Source organism: Streptomyces cinnabarinus (assembly GCF_027270315.1).
GTDB lineage: Bacteria > Actinomycetota > Actinomycetes > Streptomycetales > Streptomycetaceae > Streptomyces > Streptomyces cinnabarinus.
In genome coordinates this window covers 6,154,358-6,173,369 of sequence record NZ_CP114413.1, presented here as the reverse complement: position 1 = coordinate 6,173,369, position 19,012 = coordinate 6,154,358, and the positions used below count along the sequence as shown (strand labels likewise).

10 protein-coding genes are annotated in these 19,012 nt (G+C 70.4%); 9 read left to right on the top strand and 1 reads right to left on the bottom strand.

Features of this window, described 5'->3' with window-relative positions; translation table 11 throughout:
• Positions 1-8 precede the first annotated feature (8 nt).
• The 6 genes from glgX (at position 9) to STRCI_RS28050 (ending at position 10,700) form a co-directional block, all read left to right on the top strand.
• Positions 9-2,252: a glycogen debranching protein GlgX gene (glgX, locus tag STRCI_RS28075; RefSeq protein WP_269661746.1), complete on the top strand. Its 2,244-nt coding sequence runs from the start codon at positions 9-11 to the stop codon at positions 2,250-2,252.
• A gap of 63 nt (positions 2,253-2,315) precedes the next feature.
• Positions 2,316-4,097 carry an ABC transporter ATP-binding protein gene (locus tag STRCI_RS28070; RefSeq protein ID WP_269661745.1) on the top strand — a complete coding sequence of 594 codons (1,782 nt, stop codon included), beginning with the start codon at positions 2,316-2,318 and terminating at the stop codon, positions 4,095-4,097.
• Positions 4,094-5,941, top strand: coding sequence for an ABC transporter ATP-binding protein (locus tag STRCI_RS28065; RefSeq protein WP_269661744.1), 1,848 nt, complete (start codon positions 4,094-4,096; stop codon positions 5,939-5,941). Before STRCI_RS28070 ends, STRCI_RS28065 begins: the two co-directional genes overlap by 4 nt.
• A 282-nt stretch (positions 5,942-6,223) precedes the next feature.
• Positions 6,224-8,275: a M4 family metallopeptidase gene (locus STRCI_RS28060; protein ID WP_269661743.1), complete on the top strand. Its 2,052-nt coding sequence runs from the start codon at positions 6,224-6,226 to the stop codon at positions 8,273-8,275.
• A 203-nt stretch (positions 8,276-8,478) separates the two neighbouring features.
• On the top strand, positions 8,479-10,125 hold the full coding sequence (locus STRCI_RS28055) for a M4 family metallopeptidase (RefSeq protein ID WP_269661742.1): 1,647 nt from the start codon (positions 8,479-8,481) through the stop codon (positions 10,123-10,125).
• Positions 10,126-10,193: 68 nt separating this feature from the next.
• Entirely contained in the window at positions 10,194-10,700 is a 507-nt protein-coding gene (locus tag STRCI_RS28050) for a DUF1990 family protein (protein ID WP_269661741.1), read from the top strand.
• An 18-nt stretch (positions 10,701-10,718) separates the two neighbouring features.
• Here the strand turns inward: STRCI_RS28050 and glgP are convergent, their stop codons facing one another.
• Positions 10,719-13,337, bottom strand: coding sequence for an alpha-glucan family phosphorylase (gene glgP, locus STRCI_RS28045; protein ID WP_269661740.1), 2,619 nt, complete (start codon positions 13,335-13,337; stop codon positions 10,719-10,721).
• Positions 13,338-13,676: 339 nt separating this feature from the next.
• Between glgP and STRCI_RS28040 the strand changes: the two genes are divergently transcribed.
• The 3 genes from STRCI_RS28040 (at position 13,677) to treS (ending at position 18,898) form a co-directional block, all read left to right on the top strand.
• Complete coding sequence (locus tag STRCI_RS28040) at positions 13,677-14,879, top strand: S8 family peptidase (RefSeq protein WP_269661739.1); 1,203 nt, start codon at positions 13,677-13,679, stop codon at positions 14,877-14,879.
• Between the two features lie 237 nt (positions 14,880-15,116).
• Positions 15,117-17,201: an alpha-1,4-glucan--maltose-1-phosphate maltosyltransferase gene (locus tag STRCI_RS28035; RefSeq protein ID WP_269661738.1), complete on the top strand. Its 2,085-nt coding sequence runs from the start codon at positions 15,117-15,119 to the stop codon at positions 17,199-17,201.
• The gene (gene treS / locus STRCI_RS28030) at positions 17,198-18,898 is read left to right on the top strand and encodes a maltose alpha-D-glucosyltransferase (protein WP_269661737.1); all 1,701 of its coding nucleotides are present in this window, start codon (positions 17,198-17,200) and stop codon (positions 18,896-18,898) included. The genes STRCI_RS28035 and treS overlap by 4 nt, the downstream gene beginning before the upstream one ends.
• Positions 18,899-19,012 lie beyond the last annotated feature (114 nt).

Sequence of the window (19,012 nt, the reverse complement as noted above, 5' to 3'; positions counted from 1 at the left end):
GGCCCAAGGTGACCAGCAGCGCAGCCGAGCGTCAGGCGGTGGCTCAGGAGAGTGCCGCCGAGGTTCCGGGAGCCGTACTGAACGGAACCCCGCGCCGGACGCCCGGCATGCCCGTGTGGCCGGGCGCGCCGACGCCGCTGGGCGCCCGTTTCCGGGTCGGCCCGGACGGGGTGGCCGGCACCAACTTCGCGCTGTGGGCGGGCGGGGCGGAGGCGGTCGAGCTGTGTCTGTTCGACGAGTCGGGCAAGGAGACCCGGGCCAGGCTGACCGAGCTGACGCACGAGATCTGGCACGGTTTCGTGCCCGGGGTGCTGCCGGGCCAGCGCTACGGCTACCGGGTGCACGGCCGCTGGGACCCCTGGACCGGCGCCCGCTGGAACCCGGCCAAGCTGCTCCTCGACCCGTACGCCCGCGCGGTGGACGGCGACTTCGGGCTGCCGCCGGAGGTGTACGGCCATGTCCGGGACTGGCCGCAGCAGCAGGTCGCGGACACCGTCCGGGACGACCGGGACTCGGCGCCGTACGTCCCGAAGGGTGTCGTGGTGCACGATGACGACGACTGGACGGACGACCGGCGGCCGAAGACTCCGTGGGCGGACTCGGTCATCTACGAGGTGCACGTCAGGGGGTTCACCAAGCTGCATCCCGGGATCCCCGAGGAGCTGCGCGGGACGTACGCCGGTCTCGCGCACCCGGCCGCGATCGAGCACCTGGTGAAGCTGGGCGTGACCGCGGTGGAGCTGCTGCCGGTCCATCAGTTCGCGCACGAGGACCATCTGCTGCGCCGGGGTCTGAAGAACTACTGGGGCTACAACTCCATCGGCTACTTCGCCCCGCACGCCGGGTACGCGGCCGCCGGGACGCGGGGCGGGCAGGTCGGCGAGTTCAAGCGGATGGTGCGGGCGCTGCACGAGGCGGGCATCGAGGTGATCCTCGATGTGGTCTACAACCACACCGCGGAGGCGGGCGAGCTGGGTCCGACGCTGTCGCTCAAGGGCATCGACAACCGCGGCTACTACCGGCTCCAGTCGGACGCGCGCCGGTACGCCGACTACACGGGCTGCGGCAACACCCTCCATGTGGTCCAGCCCCAGGTGCTGCGCCTGATCACCGACTCGCTGCGCTACTGGGTGACGGAGATGGGCGTCGACGGCTTCCGCTTCGACCTGGCCGCCGCGCTGGCCCGCTCCATGCACGACGTCGACATGCTCTCGCCGTTCCTCGCCGTGATCGCCCAGGATCCGCTGCTGAGCCGGGTGAAGCTGATCGCCGAACCGTGGGACGTGGGCTCGGGCGGCTATCAGGTCGGCGCCTTTCCCCCGCTGTGGACGGAGTGGAACGACCGCTACCGCAACGCCGTCCGGGACTTCTGGCGGGGCGCGCTGCCGGACGTACGGGATCTCGGCTACCGGCTGTCGGGGTCGAGCGATCTGTACGCGTGGGGCGGGCGGCGGCCGTACGCCTCGGTCAACTTCGTGACGGCGCACGACGGTTTCACCCTGCGCGACCTCGTGTCCTACGAGCACAAGCACAACGAGGCCAACGGCGAGGGCAACCGCGACGGCACGGACGACAACCGGGCCTGGAACTGCGGCGCGGAAGGGGAGTCGGACGAGGAGGGGGTACGGGCGCTCCGGCGCCGTCAGCTGCGGAACCTGCTGACGACGCTGCTGCTGTCGACGGGGGTGCCGATGCTGGTCGCGGGCGATGAGCTGGGGCGCACCCAGCGCGGCAACAACAACGCCTACTGCCAGGACAACGAGATCAGCTGGCTGGACTGGGGCCTGCTGGAGGACCCGGGCTGGAAGGCGCTGTTCGAGCTGACCTCGCGGCTGATCGCCCTGCGCCACCGGCATCCGGTGCTGCGCCGCCGGGCCTTCTTCTCCGGGCGGGCGCACTCAGCGGACGGGCTGCGGGATCTGGCCTGGTTCACCGCGCGGGGCACGGAGATGACGGAGCAGGACTGGTACGCGCCCGCCGCCACCCTCGGCATGTATCTGTCCGGGCGGGACATCCCGGGCCGCGACGAGCGCGGCGCGCCGATCGTCGACGACAGCTTTCTGGCTGTACTGCACGCCGGGGACGAGCCGGTGAGCTTCGTCCTGCCGGCGCCGCCGTGGGCGGAGGAGTACGAGGTGGTCGTGGACACCTCCCGGGAGGAGCAGGAGGAGGCGCCGGGCGAGACGCATCGGGCGGGGGCGGCGATCACGGTGCCGGGGCGGGCGGTGCTGCTGCTCAGGGTGGTGGGCTGAGCCCGGCGGGCCGACCCGAAACTCGGTGGGCGATGTCAGTGGCGAACCGTAGGCTCGCTGCTGATGCCCACCACACCGAAAGCCCCTGCGGAACGCTCCGCCGTCCGGACCCTGTTGCGTCTGTGGCCGTATGTCCGGCCCGTGCGGGCGCGGTTGTTCACCGCCGCGTTCGTGGCGGTGCTCGCCTCCTGTGTGGGGCTGGTGATCCCGCTCGTGCTGAAGTGGATGGTGGACGGCCCGGTCGCCGACCGGGATTCGCCCGGGGTGTGGCTCGGGGCGCTGTTCCTGCTGCTGCTCGGGCTCGGTGAGGCGGTGCTGTTCGGGCTGCGGCGGTGGCTGGTGGCCCGGCCGCTGTCGCATGTCGAGGCGGAGATGCGGGCTGGGCTCTACCGGCATCTGCAGCGGCTTCCGGTCGCCTTCCACGACCGGTGGGCGTCCGGGCAGTTGCTGTCCCGGGCGACCACCGATCTGATGCTGCTGCGCATGTTCCTCGCCTTTCCGCTGACCTTCCTGCTGGTCAACGGCGTGACCATCCTGGTCGGCGTGATCATCATGCTGCTTCAGGACTGGACGCTGGGGCTGGTGATCCTCGGGCCCGTGGTGCCGGTGATCGTGATGTGCGTGGTCTTCGAGAAGCGGTACGCCGAGGTGGCACGGCGGGCGCAGGACCAGGTCGGGGATCTGACGACGGTGGTCGAGGAGAGCGTGCTCGGCATCCGGATCATCAAGGGGTTCGGGCGGCACCGCAGTCAGGCGCGGGCGTTCCGGGAGCTGTCGTGGACGCTGCGGGGGACGGAACTGCGCAAGGCCCGGCTGCTGGCGGTCATCTGGGCGGTCATCGTGACGCTGCCGGAGGTGGCGGTCGGGGCGGCGCTGGTGGTGGGGTGCGTGCAGGTCGCGGACGGGGCGTTGTCGGCGGGGACGCTGGTGGCCTTTCTCTCCACGGCACTCGCGCTGCGGTGGCCCGTCGAGTCGATCGGGTTCCTGCTGGCGATGAGCCAGGAGGCGGCGACCGCCACGGAGCGGTTCTTCGAGGTGATGGACGAGGACGTGGAGTCGGCGGAACCCGGCAGGAAGGCCGGGCCGGTGGCCGGCTCCGACGGACTCCGCTTCCACGCCGTCTCCTTCCGCTACCCCGACGCCGCTCCCGACTCCCCGCCCGTCCTCGACCGCATCGACCTGCACATCCGTCCCGGTGAGTCCATGGCCCTGGTCGGGGCGACCGGCTCCGGGAAGACCACGCTCACCGCGCTCGTGCCGCGCCTGCACGAGGTGACCTCCGGGCGGATCACGCTCGACGGGGCGGACATCATGGCGATGTCGCGCGCGGAGCTGCGGGCCATGGTCGCCGTCGCCTTCGAGGAGCCCACCCTCTTCTCCGCCTCCGTCGGGGAGAACGTGCTGATGGGGGCCGATGACACCGCCGGGGCCCTCGAACTCGAACGCGCGCTCTCCGTCGCTCAGGCCGACTTCGCGCACGCCCTGCCCGACGGCACCGGCACCCAGGTCGGCGAGCAGGGGCTCAGTCTCTCCGGCGGGCAGCGGCAGCGGCTGGCGCTCGCCAGGGCCGTCGTGGGGCGGCCGCGGTTCCTGGTGCTGGACGATCCGCTGTCCGCGCTCGACGTGCACACCGAGGCCGCCGTGGAGGCCGCGCTGCGGGAGGTGCTGGCGGAGACGACCGCGCTGATCGTGGCGCACCGCCCGTCCACCGTGCTGCTCGCCGACCGGGTCGCGCTGCTGTCCGAGGGGCGGATCACCGCGGTCGGCACCCATCAAGAACTGCTGCGCTCCAGCGCCGAGTACGCGCATCTGATGTCGGGATCGGACGAGGAGGACCAGCGATGACGGCGCCCACCACCACGGCACCGGCCAAGGCGGCCCCGGCGCCCGAGGAGTCCGGCGACCCCTTCGACCGGGACGTGCTGCCCACTCCACCGGGCGCCACCGGCACGCTGCTGCGTTCGCTGCTCGCCCCGATGAAGGCGCGCGTCGCCCTGACCACGCTGCTGCTGCTCGTCCAGCAGGCGGCCGTGCAGGCGGGACCGCTGCTGGTGGCGTACGCCATCGACGAGGCCGTCCCCGCGTTCCGGCGCGACGACCACGGCCCGCTGATCGCGGTGGCCGTCGGCTATCTGCTCTGCGCGGTCGTCTCCGGCGCCCTGCAGTACGCGTTCGTCATCACCGCGGCCCGCGTGAACCAGGATGTGCTGCTGGATCTGCGCGGCCGGATCTTCCGGCACGCGCAGGCGCTGAGCGTGGACTTCCATGAGCGGTACACGAGCGGCCGGCTGATCTCCCGCTCCACCGCGGACGTGGAGTCGCTGCGGGAGCTGCTCAGCGAGGGACTCCAGGAACTGGTCACGGTCATCCTGTCGTTCGTCTACATCTCCGCGATGCTGCTCTGGCTCGACCTCGGGCTCGGCGCGGTCGCGGTGGCGTCCTTCGTGCCGCTGTATGTGCTCATGCGCGGCTACCGGCGGCGGGCCGGGCGGGTGTACCGGCTGCGGTCGACGGCCATCGCCGCGGTGATCGTGAAGTTCGTGGAGACGATGAACGGCATCCGGCCGGTGCGCGCGTTCCGCCGCGAGGCCGTCAACGACGCCGACTTCGCCGTACTGAACCAGCGCCATGAGCGCACCAACGGGGACGCGCTGCTGGAGATGGCCCGCTATGTGGTCGGCTCCCGGGTGGTGGCCAACACGTCCGTCGCGCTGATCGTGCTGTGGGGCGCGCACCGGGTCGCGGGCGACACCCTGGCGCTCGGAGTGCTGGCGGCGGCGGTGCTGTATCTGCGGCGGCTGTACGACCCGATCGACCGGCTCGGCATGTTCCTGAACTCCTACCAGTCGGCGGCGGCCTCCCTGGAGAAGATCGCGGGCCTGCTGGCGCAGACGCCGTCCGTGCCGGAGCCGTCAACCCCCAGGCAGCTCCCGGCACTTGAGTCCGAGCACCCGGGCCGCGCGGTCGTCTTCGACGGGGTGCGGTTCGCCTACCGCACCGGCGGCGAGGTGCTGCCCGTCTTCGACCTCGCCCTCCCGGCCGGGCAGACGGTCGCGGTGGTCGGCTCGACCGGCGCCGGCAAGTCGACGCTGGCGAAGCTGCTGGCCCGGTTCTACGACCCCTCCGAGGGCCGCGTCCTGCTGGACGGGGTCGATCTGCGCGAGCTGTCCGTGCCCGAACTGCGGCGCGGGGTGGTGATGGTGACCCAGGAGGCGTTCCTGTTCTCGGGCACGGTCGCCGAGAACATCGCCATCGGGCGTCCGGACGCCACCCGCGAGGAGATCGAGCGGGCCGCGAAGGCGATCGGCGCCCATGAGTTCATCAGCGCCCTGCCCGACGGCTACGACACGGACGTACGCAAGCGGGGCGGCCGCATCTCCGCCGGTCAGCGTCAACTCGTCGCGTTTGCACGGGCGTTGCTGGCGGATCCGGCGGTGCTGATCCTCGACGAGGCGACCAGCTCGCTGGACATCCCCGGGGAGCGGGCGGTGCAGCGGGCGATGGCGACGGTGCTGCACGGGCGTACGGCGGTGGTGATCGCGCACCGGCTGTCGACCGTGGAGATCGCGGACCGGGTGCTGGTCATGGAGCACGGACGGATCGTGGAGGACGGCTCGCCCGCCGAACTCGTCGCGGGGACGGGGCGGTTCGCGGATCTGCACCGGGCCTGGCGGGACAGCCTGGCTTGAGGCGGCTCGGGACACTTGGCCTGAAGCGTCCGTATAACGAACATGAACTCCCGGACAACGAACCAAATCCGGCCAAGTTTCTGACGCGCCCCTGACAGAACCGGCGATCTCCTGCCACTCTTCCCACGGCCGCTTCACAGCAACCCCATAGCTCGCCCGCGCTGTGGACGGCCGACGCTCCCGCACGTGGTTCTGCGCACTACCCCGCTCTGCCCGGCCGGCCCACCCGCCGGACGGTCTCCCCTGGCCGCGCGATCCGCGGCCGCGCAGAAGGAGTCAGTTTTGAGAAGCAGTTCCTCAGACCGACGCACCTCCCACAGATCCACCACCCGCCGGGCCGCCGCTGTCGCCCTCGTCGGCGTCTCCGCCCTGATCGCCGCGGCCGTCCAGTCGGGCGCCGCCACCGCCGCCCCGGAGAAGGCCCCGTCGGCCGCCGGCCAGGTCCTCCCGGGCGCCGAGTCGGTCAAGCTCACCCCCGCCCAGCGCGCCGCGCTGATGCGCACGGCGAACGCCGCCTCGGCGGACACCGCCCGCGAACTGGGCCTCGGCGCCCAGGAGAAGCTGGTCGTCCGGGACGTCCTGAAGGACGGCAACGGCACGATCCACACGCGCTACGAGCGCACCTACGACGGCCTTCCGGTGCTAGGCGGCGACCTCGTCGTCAAGAGCACCAAGTCCGACGCCACGGCCGCGGTCGTGAAGGCCACCAAGAAGGCCATCAAGCCGGCCACCACCAAGGCGGCCGTGTCCGCGGCGAAGGCCGAGCGGCAGGCGCTGTCCGCCGCGAAGGCGGAGAAGGCCAAGGACGCGGACGTCAACCGGGCGCCCCGCAAGGTGATCTGGGCCGCGAGCGGCACCCCGAAGGTCGCCTTCGAGACGGTCGTCGGCGGCCTCCAGCACGACGGCACCCCGCAGGAGCTGCACGTCGTCACCGACGCCACCACGGGCGAGAAGCTGTTCGAGTGGGAGGCGATCGAGACCGGCACCGGCAACACGGTGTACTCCGGCACGGTCGACCTCACCACCACGCAGTCGGGTTCGACGTACAACCTCACCGACGGCGCGCGCGGCGGGCACAAGACGTACAACCTCAACCGCGGCACCTCCGGCACCGGGACGCTGTTCTCCGGCTCCGACGACGTGTGGGGCAACGGCAGCCCGTCCAACCTGGAATCGGCCGCCGCCGATGCCCACTACGGCGCCGCGCTGACCTGGGACTACTACAAGAACGTGCATGGCCGCAGCGGTATCCGTGGTGACGGCGTCGGCGCCTACTCGCGGGTCCACTACGGCAACAACTACGTCAACGCGTTCTGGTCCGACAGCTGCTTCTGCATGACGTACGGCGACGGCTCCGGCAACGCCAACCCGCTGACGTCGATCGACGTGGCCGCGCACGAGATGACCCACGGGCTCACCGCCAACACCGCGCGTCTGGTCTACAGCGGCGAGTCCGGCGGTCTGAACGAGGCGACCTCGGACATCTTCGGCTCGACCGTGGAGTTCTTCGCCAACAACTCCTCCGACGTCGGTGACTACCTCATCGGCGAGGAGATCAACATCAACGGCGACGGTACGCCGCTGCGTTACATGGACAAGCCGAGCAAGGACGGCGCGTCCAAGGACAGCTGGTACTCCGGCATCGGGTCGATCGATGTGCACTACTCCTCCGGCCCCGCCAACCACTTCTTCTACCTGCTGAGCGAGGGCAGCGGCACCAAGACCATCAACGGTGTCACCTACAACTCGGCCACCTCGGACGGCCTTCCGGTCACCGGTATCGGCCGGGACAAGGCCGAGAAGATCTGGTTCCGGGCGCTGACCACGAAGTTCGCGTCCAACACCAACTACGCGGGCGCCCGCACCGGCACCCTCGCGGCGGCCGGTGAGCTCTACGGCACGACCAGCCCCGAATACGCGGCCGTGCAGCACGCCTGGGCGGGCATCGCGGTGGGTTCGCGGCCCGGTGACGGCGGAGGTGGCGGTACCACCTTCGAGAACACCGCCGACGTGGCGATCCCGGACCGCGGTGCCGCGGTCACCTCGTCGATCACCGTCTCCGGCCGGACCGGCAACGCGCCGTCCAACCTCCAGGTCGGCGTGGACATCGTCCACACCTACGTCGGCGACCTCCAGGTCCAGCTGGTCGCCCCCGACGGCACCGCGTACACGCTGAAGGGCTACGGCACCGGTGGCAGTTCGGACAACCTGAACACCACGTACACGGTGAACGCCTCCTCCGAGGTCGCCAACGGCACCTGGCAGCTGCGGGTCCAGGACAACGCGGCGATCGATACCGGCTACATCAACAGCTGGAAGCTGACGTTCCCGTAGACGTCCCGCTCCCTTGAGACAGGGCGCCGTCCCGGTGGTTCAACTCCCCGGGACGGCGCCCGCTTTACCTTTTGGAAACGTTCACCGGACAGTCGGGTTTCAGCCAACATCATTTGGGGGTCCTGACATGTACGCGTCTCTGATGTCACTCTCTCCTCACCCGCCGCACAACTTCCCAGCCCTCCCCCACATAAGGAGCTTGTGTGACCCCCCGCTACGCGCGTCACAAGCGCACCACCCTGGCCATCGCCACCGCGATCGCGGCCGGAGCCCTCCTCACCACCGGCCTGACCAGCACCGGTGCCGCCGCCAGGACCGACCCGGCCGCCGGCGCCACCCCGCTCCAGCTCACCGCCGCCGCCCGCACCGCGCTGATCCAGCAGGCGGCCGCCCAGGCCCCCACCACCGCCGACGAGATAGGTCTCGGCGCCCAGGAAGAGCTGGTGGTCAAGGACGTCGTCCAGGACGCCGACGGCTCGACCCACACCCGCTACGAGCGCACCTACGCCGGACTCCCCGTCCTCGGCGGCGACCTGATCGTCCACGAGTCGGCGTCCGGGAAGACCCAGGGCGTCACCAAGGCCGCGAAGGCCGCCGTCAAGGTCGCCGACCTCACCGCGGACGTCACCAAGTCGGCCGCCGAGAAGCAGGCCGTCAAGGCCGCCAAGGCCGAGGGCTCCACCAAGTCCGCCGCCGACAAGGCCCCGCGCAAGGTCGTCTGGGCCGCGAGCGGCACCCCGAGGCTCGCCTACGAGACGGTCGTCGGCGGCTTCCAGCACGACGGCACCCCGCAGGAGCTGCACGTCATCACCGACGCGCAGAGCGGCGAGAAGCTGTACGAGTGGGAGGCGATCCAGACCGGTACCGGCAACAGCCAGTACAGCGGCACGGTGACCGTCGGCACCTCGCTGTCCGGCTCGACGTACCAGCTCAACGACGCCTCGCGCGGCGCCCACAAGACCTACAACAAGGCGCGCGCCACCTCCTCCTCGGCGGGCACCCTGTTCACCGACGCGGACGACACCTGGGGCACCGGCGCGGCCTCCAGCTCCTCCACCTCGCAGACCGCCGCCGTGGACGCCCACTACGGCGCCCAGGTCACCTGGGACTTCTACAAGAACGTCCTCGGCCGCAACGGCATCAAGAACAACGGCGTCGCCGCCTACTCCCGGGTCCACTACGGCAACGCCTACGTCAACGCCTTCTGGTCGGACAGCTGCTTCTGCATGACGTACGGCGACGGCGAGGGCAACGTGAAGCCGCTGACGTCCCTGGACGTGGCCGGCCACGAGATGACCCACGGCGTCACCTCCAACACCGCGGGGCTCAACTACTCCGGTGAGTCGGGCGGCCTGAACGAGGCGACCTCGGACATCTTCGGCACGGCCGTGGAGTTCTACGCGGCCAACACCAAGGACACCGGCGACTACCTCATCGGCGAGAAGATCGACATCAACGGCGACGGCACGCCGCTGCGGTACATGGACCAGCCGAGCAAGGACGGCTCGTCCGCCAACTACTGGTCGTCGTCGCTGGCCAACCTGGACGTGCACTACTCGTCCGGCCCCGCCAACCACTTCTTCTTCCTGCTGTCCGAGGGCAGCGGCGCGAAGACGATCAACGGCGTCAGCTACAACTCGCCGACGTACAACAGCTCCACGCTCACCGGCATCGGCCGGGACAAGGCGGTCAAGATCTGGTACAAGGCGCTCACCGAGTACATGACCTCGACCACCAACTACAAGGGCGCCCGCACCGCGACGCTGAGCGCGGCCTCGGCCCTGTACGGCTCCACCAGCACCGAGTACAAGGCGGTCGCCGCGGCCTGGACCGCGGTCAACGTCAGCTGACCCACCCCGCGTCGACAGGCGGCACCCGGGCCGACGGCGGCCCGGGTGCCGCCCTACGCTAGGGCCCCATGTCCTTCAGCTATGACGACGTCGGCGGTACCCGGGAGCACGACTTCTGCCCGCCCGGTTTCCACCCGCTGCATGTCCGCACCCGCATCGGAGAGGGCACCGAGGTCTTCGGCCGCGCCGCCGAGGCCGTGCTGACCTGGGACATGCACCGGGCGATGGGCATCGGCATACACGCCGCCGCGGAGCGGGCGGCACCCGGCGTGGACGTCACGGTCACCCTGGCCGGGGTCATCAAGGCGCCCTGCCGGGTGGTGTGGACGGTGGAGGAGCACCGCCGCGCGGGCTGGGCGTACGGCACGCTGGCCGGCCATCCGGAGTGCGGCGAGGAGTCCTTCGTGGTGGACCGCACCGGGGACGGCACCGTCTGGCTGACGGTGCACGCCTTCAGCCGGAGCGCGAAGTGGTACTCCCGCGCGGGCGGCCCGGCCACCCGCGGCCTGCAGCAGGCGTACGCCCGCCGGTGCGGGGTGGTGCTGCGCAGGCTGTGCGGGGGCGACACCGAGTGACGCCCCCGCTCCAGGGCCTCAGCGCATGAGCACTCCGGCACCCTCCACCACGTCCTGCGAGGGCGAGGTGACCAGGCCCAGTTCCGCGCCGGACGCCAGCAGCCGGTGCGCCGGAAGGATCCGTACCGTGTAGCCGTAGGGCCCGGTGCGGTCCAGGGAGAGCGGGCCCTCGTAGACCCAGCGCCCGTCCAGGTCGGGGCCGGCGGTCGGCTTCAGCGGGACCGTCGCCGCGTCGGTGATGCGGTCCTCCCCGTCCACCCGGCCGGAGACCGCCTGCACCTCCACGTCGTCCGGCGCCAGTTCGCCGAGGCCGACCCGGACCCGGAGGCTCAGGGTCGTGCCCAGCTCGGCGGTGGTCGCGGCCACCGAGGTCTCCACATGGTCGACGCTCACGCCGTGCCAGGCTCCCCGCACCCGCGCCTTCCATTCCGCCAGTTCCCGCGCCGAGTCCGCGTCCATCGAGCGGTGGGCCAGCGCGGCCGGGGTGTAGAGGCGCTCGACGTACTCCCGGACCATCCGCCCGGCCAGCACCTTCGGGCCGAGCAGGGTGAGGGTCTGACGGACCATCTCGATCCAGCGGTCCGGCAGTCCGGCCTGGCCGCGCTCGTAGAACCGCGGGGTGACCCGCTGCTCCAGCAGGTCGTACAGCGCCGCCGCCTCGATGTCGTCACGCCGGTCCGGGTCCGTCTGCGAGCCGTCCGCGGTGGGGATGGCCCAGCCGAAGTCGGGCTGGAACCACTCGTCCCACCAGCCGTCCAGGACCGAGAGGTTGAGACAGCCGTTGAGGGCCGCCTTCATCCCGCTGGTACCGCACGCCTCCAGCGGCCGGAGCGGATTGTTCAGCCAGATGTCGCAGCCCGGGTAGAGCTTCTGCGCCATCGCCATGCCGTAGTCGGGCAGGAAGACGATGCGGTGCCGGACCCGCGGATCGTCGGCGAACCGCACCAGGTCCTGGATCAGCCGCTTGCCGCCGTCGTCCGCCGGATGCGCCTTGCCCGCCACCACGATCTGCACCGGCCGCTCCGGGTGCAGCAGCAGATCCAGCAGCCGGTCCCGGTCCCGCAGCATCAGCGTCAGCCGCTTGTACGACGGCACCCGGCGCGCGAAGCCGATGGTCAGCACGTCGGGATCCAGCACCCCGTCGATCCAGCCCAGCTCCGCGCTGCCCGCCCCACGCTGCCGCCAGGAGGCCCGCAGTCGCTCGCGGACCTCCACCACCAGCTGCTCGCGCAGCACCCGGCGCAGCTCGAAGATGTCCTGGTCGGGGATGTCGGCCACCGCGTCCCAGCGGTCCGAGCCGCCGACGGTGAGCGCGTCCTCGGTGCGCTGGGCACCGATCTGCCGCGCGCCGAGCCGGAACACCTCGGGGGCCACCCAGGTCGGGGCGTGCACGCCGTTGGTGACCGAGGTGATCGGCACCTCGTCGGCGTCGAAGCCCGGCCAGAGCCCGGAGAACATCTCCCGGCTGACGTTGCCGTGCAGCAGCGAGACCCCGTTGGCGCGCTGGCCCAGGCGCAGGCCCATCACCGCCATGTTGAAGAGGTTCGGCTCGCCGCCCGGGTAGGTTTCCATGCCGAGCTGGAGGACGCGTTCGACGTCGATGCGCGGGAGTTCGGCGTCGGTGCCGAAGTGGCGGGCGACCAGCTCGCGGTCGAAGCGGTCGATTCCGGCCGGGACCGGGGTGTGGGTGGTGAAGACCGTGCCCGCCCGCACCGCCTCCAGACCGGCGTCGAAGTCCAGCCCCTGGTCGACGAGTTCGGCGATCCGCTCCAGGCCGAGGAAGCCCGCGTGCCCCTCGTTGGTGTGGAAGACCTCGGGTTCGGCGTGTCCGGTCAGTCGGCAGTACGTCCGGACCGCCCGCACACCTCCTATGCCGAGGAGCATCTCCTGGAGCAGCCGGTGTTCACTGCCACCGCCGTAGAGCCGGTCCGTCACCCCGCGCTCGCCGAGATCGTTCTCCTCCACGTCGGAGTCGAGCAGCAGCAGCGGGACCCGGCCCACCTGGGCCAGCCAGACCCGGGCGTGCAGCGAACGGCCGCCGGGCAGGGCGAGGGAGACCTGTGTCGGGGCGGAGTCGGCCTCCCTGAGCAGGCCGACCGGCAGCTCGTTGGGATCGAGCACCGGGTAGTGCTCCTGCTGCCAGCCGTCCCTCGAAAGGGTCTGCCGGAAGTAGCCGTGGCGGTACAGCAGCCCCACCCCGATCAGCGGCACCCCGAGATCGCTGGCGGCCTTGAGGTGGTCGCCGGCCAGGATGCCGAGGCCGCCGGAGTACTGCGGCAGGGCGGCGGTGATGCCGAACTCGGGGGAGAAATAGGCTACGGCCGTCGGGAGCTCGGCCGACTGGGTCTGGTACCAGCGGTCCCCGGCGACATAGTCGGCGAGGTCGTCGGCGGCCGCGGTCAGCCGGCGCAGGAAGCGGCGGTCCTCGGCCAGTTCGGCCAGCCGGTCCGGAGACACACTGCCCAGCAGTCTTATCGGGTCACCGTCGCAGGAGGCCCAGCGCTCGGGATCCACGGACTGGAAGAGATCGCGGGTCTCCGCATGCCAGGACCAGCGCAGATTGCGCGCCAGATCACTGAGCGGCCGGAGGGGTTCGGGGAGAACGGGACGGACGGTGAATCGACGGATCGCCTTCACATTCCACCTCGGCAGGCGTGCGGAAGAGGACGCACGGCGGTGTGCGTCCTGTCATCATCTGCACGGTATCGGTGACGGCGCTCCGTAACCACGGCGCCTTTTCCCGCGTCTCCGGTGAAGCTGGAGCCTGGCTCCATCCGGACTACCCGCACAGTCCGTCCGAAAAGCGCCGCAACCTTCATGGATCCGCCATCGGCGATATGGCCGATTCCGCCCCCGTAGGCGTCCTTGTGGTGACTTCACCCCCACGAGAGGCTGCTGATGGGCGTACCGGCCCGCGCCGGGTGCACCCGGCGTTCAGCAGTGGCCGGACGCCGAGTCGAGGAGGGGACTCGGACCATGGCACGGACGCGCACCAGGCGTCTGCGCTGGGCAGGGGGGCTGACCGCGGTGACCTGTGCCGCGGCACTTTCGGCCATCAGCCCGCCCGCGCACGCCGCACCGGAGGGGCGGATACTCGGCGCCGGTCAGCCCGGCACCGTCAGCGGAAGCTACCTGGTGACACTCAAGGGGGGAACACAGGCTCCCTCGGCTGCCGGCAGAGGGCTGGCCGAGACGTACGGGGCGAAAATCAGCCACACCTACGGCACGGTTCTCAACGGCTACGCGATCACCGCGAGTGAGAGACAGGCCGAGCGGCTCGCGGCGGACCCCCGGGTCGCCTCGGTCGTCCAGGACACCAGGGTGACCCTGGAACACACCCAGAAGAATCCACCGTCCTGGGGACTCGACCGTGTCGATCAGCGGAACCTGCCGCTCAACCAGAGCTACACCTGGCCGGATTCCGCGGGCGCCGGGGTGACGGTGTATGTGATCGACACCGGCGTCCGGATCTCGCACAAGGACTTCGGCGGCCGGGCGAGACACGGCTGGGACTTCGTCGGCGGCGACAAGTCCGCGGGCGACGGCAACGGCCACGGCACCCATGTCGCGGGCACGGTCGCCGGGTCGAAGTACGGCGTCGCCAAACGGGCGAAGGTGGTCTCCGTGCGGGTCCTGGACAACGCCGGCGCCGGCACGACCGCCCAGGCCATCGCGGGCATCGACTGGGTGACCAGGAACGCCCGCAAACCGGCGGTCGCCAACCTCAGCCTGGGCGGCAGCTACAACGCCCAGCTGAACGCCGCCGTACACAACTCCATCGCCTCCGGCGTCACCTACACGGTCGCCGCGGGCAACGACGGTCTCCCGGCGGCCCTCTACTCACCGGCCAGTGTGGGCCCCGCCCTCACGGTCGGCGCGACCGACCGCGGGGACGCCCGGGCGGGCTTCTCGAACTACGGCTCGGCCCTCGACCTGTTCGCCCCGGGCGTCGCCATCACCTCGACGTCGTACGCGAGCGACAGCGCCAAAGCCACCTACTCCGGTACGTCGATGGCGGCGCCGCACGCGGCGGGGGCGGCCGCGCTCTACCTCGCCGACCGTCGCACGGCCACGCCCGCGCAAGTGACCAAGGCCCTGCGGGCGAAGGCGGCGAGCGGAAAGGTCTCCGGGCGTGGGCTCGGCTCACCGAACAAACTGCTCCAGGTACCGGGTTCGTAGCGGCCTGTTCGCGGCCCGTTGAGAACGAGGCGGAAGGATCGGCCCCGTCCCAGCCGGACGGGGCCGGTCTTGTGTGCCGACATACGCGTGAGTAGTTAACAAAGTGCCGGATTGCCCACCCGAATAGGGTGGGAAGGCTCCTCCGGTACGCCCCACAGGCACACCACAGCAGCACCCCGCAGGACCCACCTCCCCATAGCCATCCGCCCACCCACGTTGACGCGGACAGGAGCGGTCATGCCCGCCACGCACCACTCGTCGGCACCCCCGACACGCAAGTCCGAAGCACCCCCCGTACACCGCCCGGCCACCGCCGGACCGCCCACCGCGGGGGCACCCCCCACGGCCCAGGTCCCCGGTGTCGGGCGCATACCAGTGCTCGACGTCCGTCCGTTCGTCCAGCGCGGCCGTCGGCCCGCCAAGGCGGTGACGGGCGAGACGTTCCAGGTCTCGGCGACGGTGTTCCGCGAGGGTCACGACGCCGTGGCCGCCAATGTCGTCCTGCGGGACCCCGAGGGCCGTCCGGGCCCGTGGACCCCGATGCGCGAACTGGCGCCGGGCACCGACCGCTGGGGCGCCGACGTCACTCCGGACACCCCTGGCCTGTGGACGTACACCGTGGAGGCGTGGGGCGATCCGGTCACCACCTGGCGCCACCACGCCCGGATCAAGATTCCGGCGGGGATGGACACGGAGCTGGTCCTGGAGGAGGGCGCCCGGCTGTACGAGCGGGCGGCCACCGAGGTCCCCGCCAAGCAGCGGCCCGTCCTGCTCACCGCGGCCGCCAACCTCCGGGACGAGACCCACGCCCCGACAGCCCGTCTCGCGGCGGCGCTGACCCCCGAGGTGGACAAGGTCCTCTCGCGGTATCCACTACGGGAGTTGGTGACCGTCTCGGATCCGTTGCCGTTGCTGGTGGAGCGGGAGCGGGCGTTGTTCGGGTCGTGGTACGAGTTCTTCCCCCGTTCCGAGGGGACGGCGGAGGTGCCGCACGGGACGTTCCGGACGGCGGCGCGCCGGCTGCCGGAGATCGCGGCGATGGGTTTCGACGTCGTGTATCTCCCGCCGATCCATCCCATCGGCAGCACGTTCCGCAAGGGCCGCAACAACACCCTCGACCCCGCCCCCGAGGACGTCGGCGTGCCGTGGGCGATCGGCTCCCCGGAGGGCGGGCACGACGCCGTGCACCCGGCGCTGGGCACGCTGGAGGACTTCACCTGGTTCGTCCGGCAGGCCCGGCAGGAGGGTCTGGAGGTGGCGCTGGACTTCGCGTTGCAGTGCTCGCCGGACCATCCCTGGGTGCACAAGCACCCGGAGTGGTTCCATCACCGCCCGGACGGCACCATCGCCTATGCGGAGAACCCGCCGAAGAAGTACCAGGACATCTACCCCATCGCCTTCGACGCGGACCTGGACGGGCTGGTCGCGGAGACGCTGCGGGTGCTGCGGCACTGGATGGGCTGCGGGGTGCGGATCTTCCGGGTGGACAACCCGCACACCAAGCCGGTGCTGTTCTGGGAGCGGGTGATCGGGGAGATCAACCGCACCGACCCCGATGTGATCTTCCTGGCCGAGGCGTTCACCCGCCCGGCGATGATGCGCACCCTGGCCCAGGTCGGTTTCCAGCAGTCGTACACGTACTTCACCTGGCGCAACAGCAAGCGGGAGCTGACCGAGTACCTCACGGAACTCTCGGGTGAGGCGGCGGCCTACATGCGGCCGAACTTCTTCGCCAACACCCCCGACATCCTGCACGCCTTCCTCCAGCACGGCGGGCGCCCCGCGTTCGCGCTGCGCGCGGTCCTCGCGGCCACCCTCTCGCCGACCTGGGGCATCTACAGCGGCTACGAACTGTGCGAGAACACCGCCCTGCGCGAGGGCAGCGAAGAGTACCTCGACTCGGAGAAGTACCAGTTGCGTCCACGTGACTGGGACACCCCGGACACCATCGCTCCACTCATCACCAAGCTCAACGCCGTCCGCCGCGCGAGTCCCGCCCTACGACAGCTGCGTAGTCTCCACTTCCATCACGCCGACAAGGATCAGGTGATCGTCTACTCGAAGCGGTCGGGGTCGAACACGGTTCTGGTGGTCGTCAACCTCGACCCCCACCACACCCAGGAGGCCACGGTCTCGTTGGACATGCCGCAACTCGGCCTGGACTGGCACGAGTCGGTGCCGGTGCGCGACGAGCTCTCCGGCGAGACCTATCACTGGGGCAGGACCAACTATGTGCGCCTCGATCCGGGTCAGCGGCCCGCGCACGTCTTCTCGGTTCTGCGACCGTCCACCCCGCAGATCGGAGGGTCACCCACAAAATGATCGTCAACGAGCCCGTCCCGGACACCTTCGAGGACACCCCAGCGGGCGACCGGGACCCCGACTGGTTCAAACGCGCCGTCTTCTACGAGGTGCTCGTCCGTTCCTTCCAGGACAGCAACGGTGACGGCGTCGGTGATCTCAAGGGCCTGACCGCCAAGCTGGACTATCTCCAGTGGCTCGGCGTGGACTGTCTGTGGCTGCCCCCGTTCTTCAAGTCCCCCCTGCGGGACGGCGGCTACGACGTCTCCGACTACACCGCCGTCCTGCCCGAGTTCGGCGACCTCGCCGACTTCGTCGAGTTCGTCGACGCCGCCCACCAGCGCGGCATGCGGGTCATCATCGACTTCGTCATGAACCACACGAGCGACCAGCACCCGTGGTTCCAGGAGTCGAGAAAGGACCCCGAGGGTCCCTACGGCGACTACTACATGTGGGCCGACGACGATAAGCAATACGCGGACGCGCGGATCATCTTCGTCGACACCGAGGCCTCCAACTGGACCTTCGACCCGGTCCGCAAGCAGTACTTCTTCCACCGGTTCTTCTCCCACCAGCCGGACCTCAACTACGAGAACCCGGCCGTGCAGGAGGAGATGATCTCTGCGCTGCGGTTCTGGCTGGACCTGGGCATCGACGGCTTCCGTCTTGACGCGGTGCCGTACCTGTACGCGCAGGAAGGCACCAACTGCGAAAACCTTCCGGCGAGCCATGAGTTCCTGAAGCGGGTGCGCAAGGAGATCGACGCGCACTATCCGGACACGGTGCTCCTGGCGGAGGCCAACCAGTGGCCGGAGGACGTCGTCGACTACTTCGGCGACTTCAGCAGCGGCGGCGACGAGTGCCACATGGCCTTCCACTTCCCCGTCATGCCGCGCATCTTCATGGCGGTCCGCCGCGAATCCCGCTACCCGGTCTCGGAGATCCTCGCCAAGACCCCGGCGATCCCCTCGGGCTGCCAGTGGGGCATCTTCCTGCGCAACCACGACGAGCTGACCCTGGAGATGGTCACCGACGAGGAACGCGACTACATGTGGGCGGAATACGCCAAGGACCCCCGCATGCGCGCCAACATCGGCATCCGCCGCAGGCTCGCGCCCCTGCTCGACAACGACCGCAACCAGATCGAGCTCTTCACGGCTCTGCTGCTCTCGCTCCCGGGCTCGCCGATCCTCTACTACGGGGACGAGATCGGCATGGGCGACAACATCTGGCTCGGCGACCGGGACGCCGTCCGCACGCCCATGCAGTGGACCCCGGACCGCAACGCGGGCTTCTCCTCAAGCGATCCGGGCCGCCTCTACCTGCCCACGATCATGGACCCGGTCTACGGCTACCAGGTGACGAACGTCGAGGCCTCCATGGCGTCGCCGTCGTCCCTGCTGCACTGGACCCGGCGCATGATCGAGATCCGTAAGCAGAACCCGGCCTTCGGACTCGGCACGTACACCGAACTCCAGTCGTCCAACCCGGCCGTGCTGGCGTTCCTGCGGGAGTACGAGGACGACATCGTCCTGTGCGTGCACAACTTCTCCCGGTTCGCGCAGCCGACCGAGCTGGACCTGCGGCGGTTCGACGGACGCAACCCGGTGGAGCTGTTCGGCGGGGTGCGATTCCCGGCCATCGGCGAACTGCCGTACTTGCTGACGCTGGCGGGACACGGCTTCTACTGGTTCCGGCTCCGCGAGGACAACGGCTAGGGCCTGTCGTTTGGATCAGGCCGGCCGCAAGAAGCGGTACATGGCAACCGAGCCGAGCGGGGTCTGGTGCGTGCAGCTGCAAGGCGGAGGAGGGCGTCGACGCGGAGCGTCGGC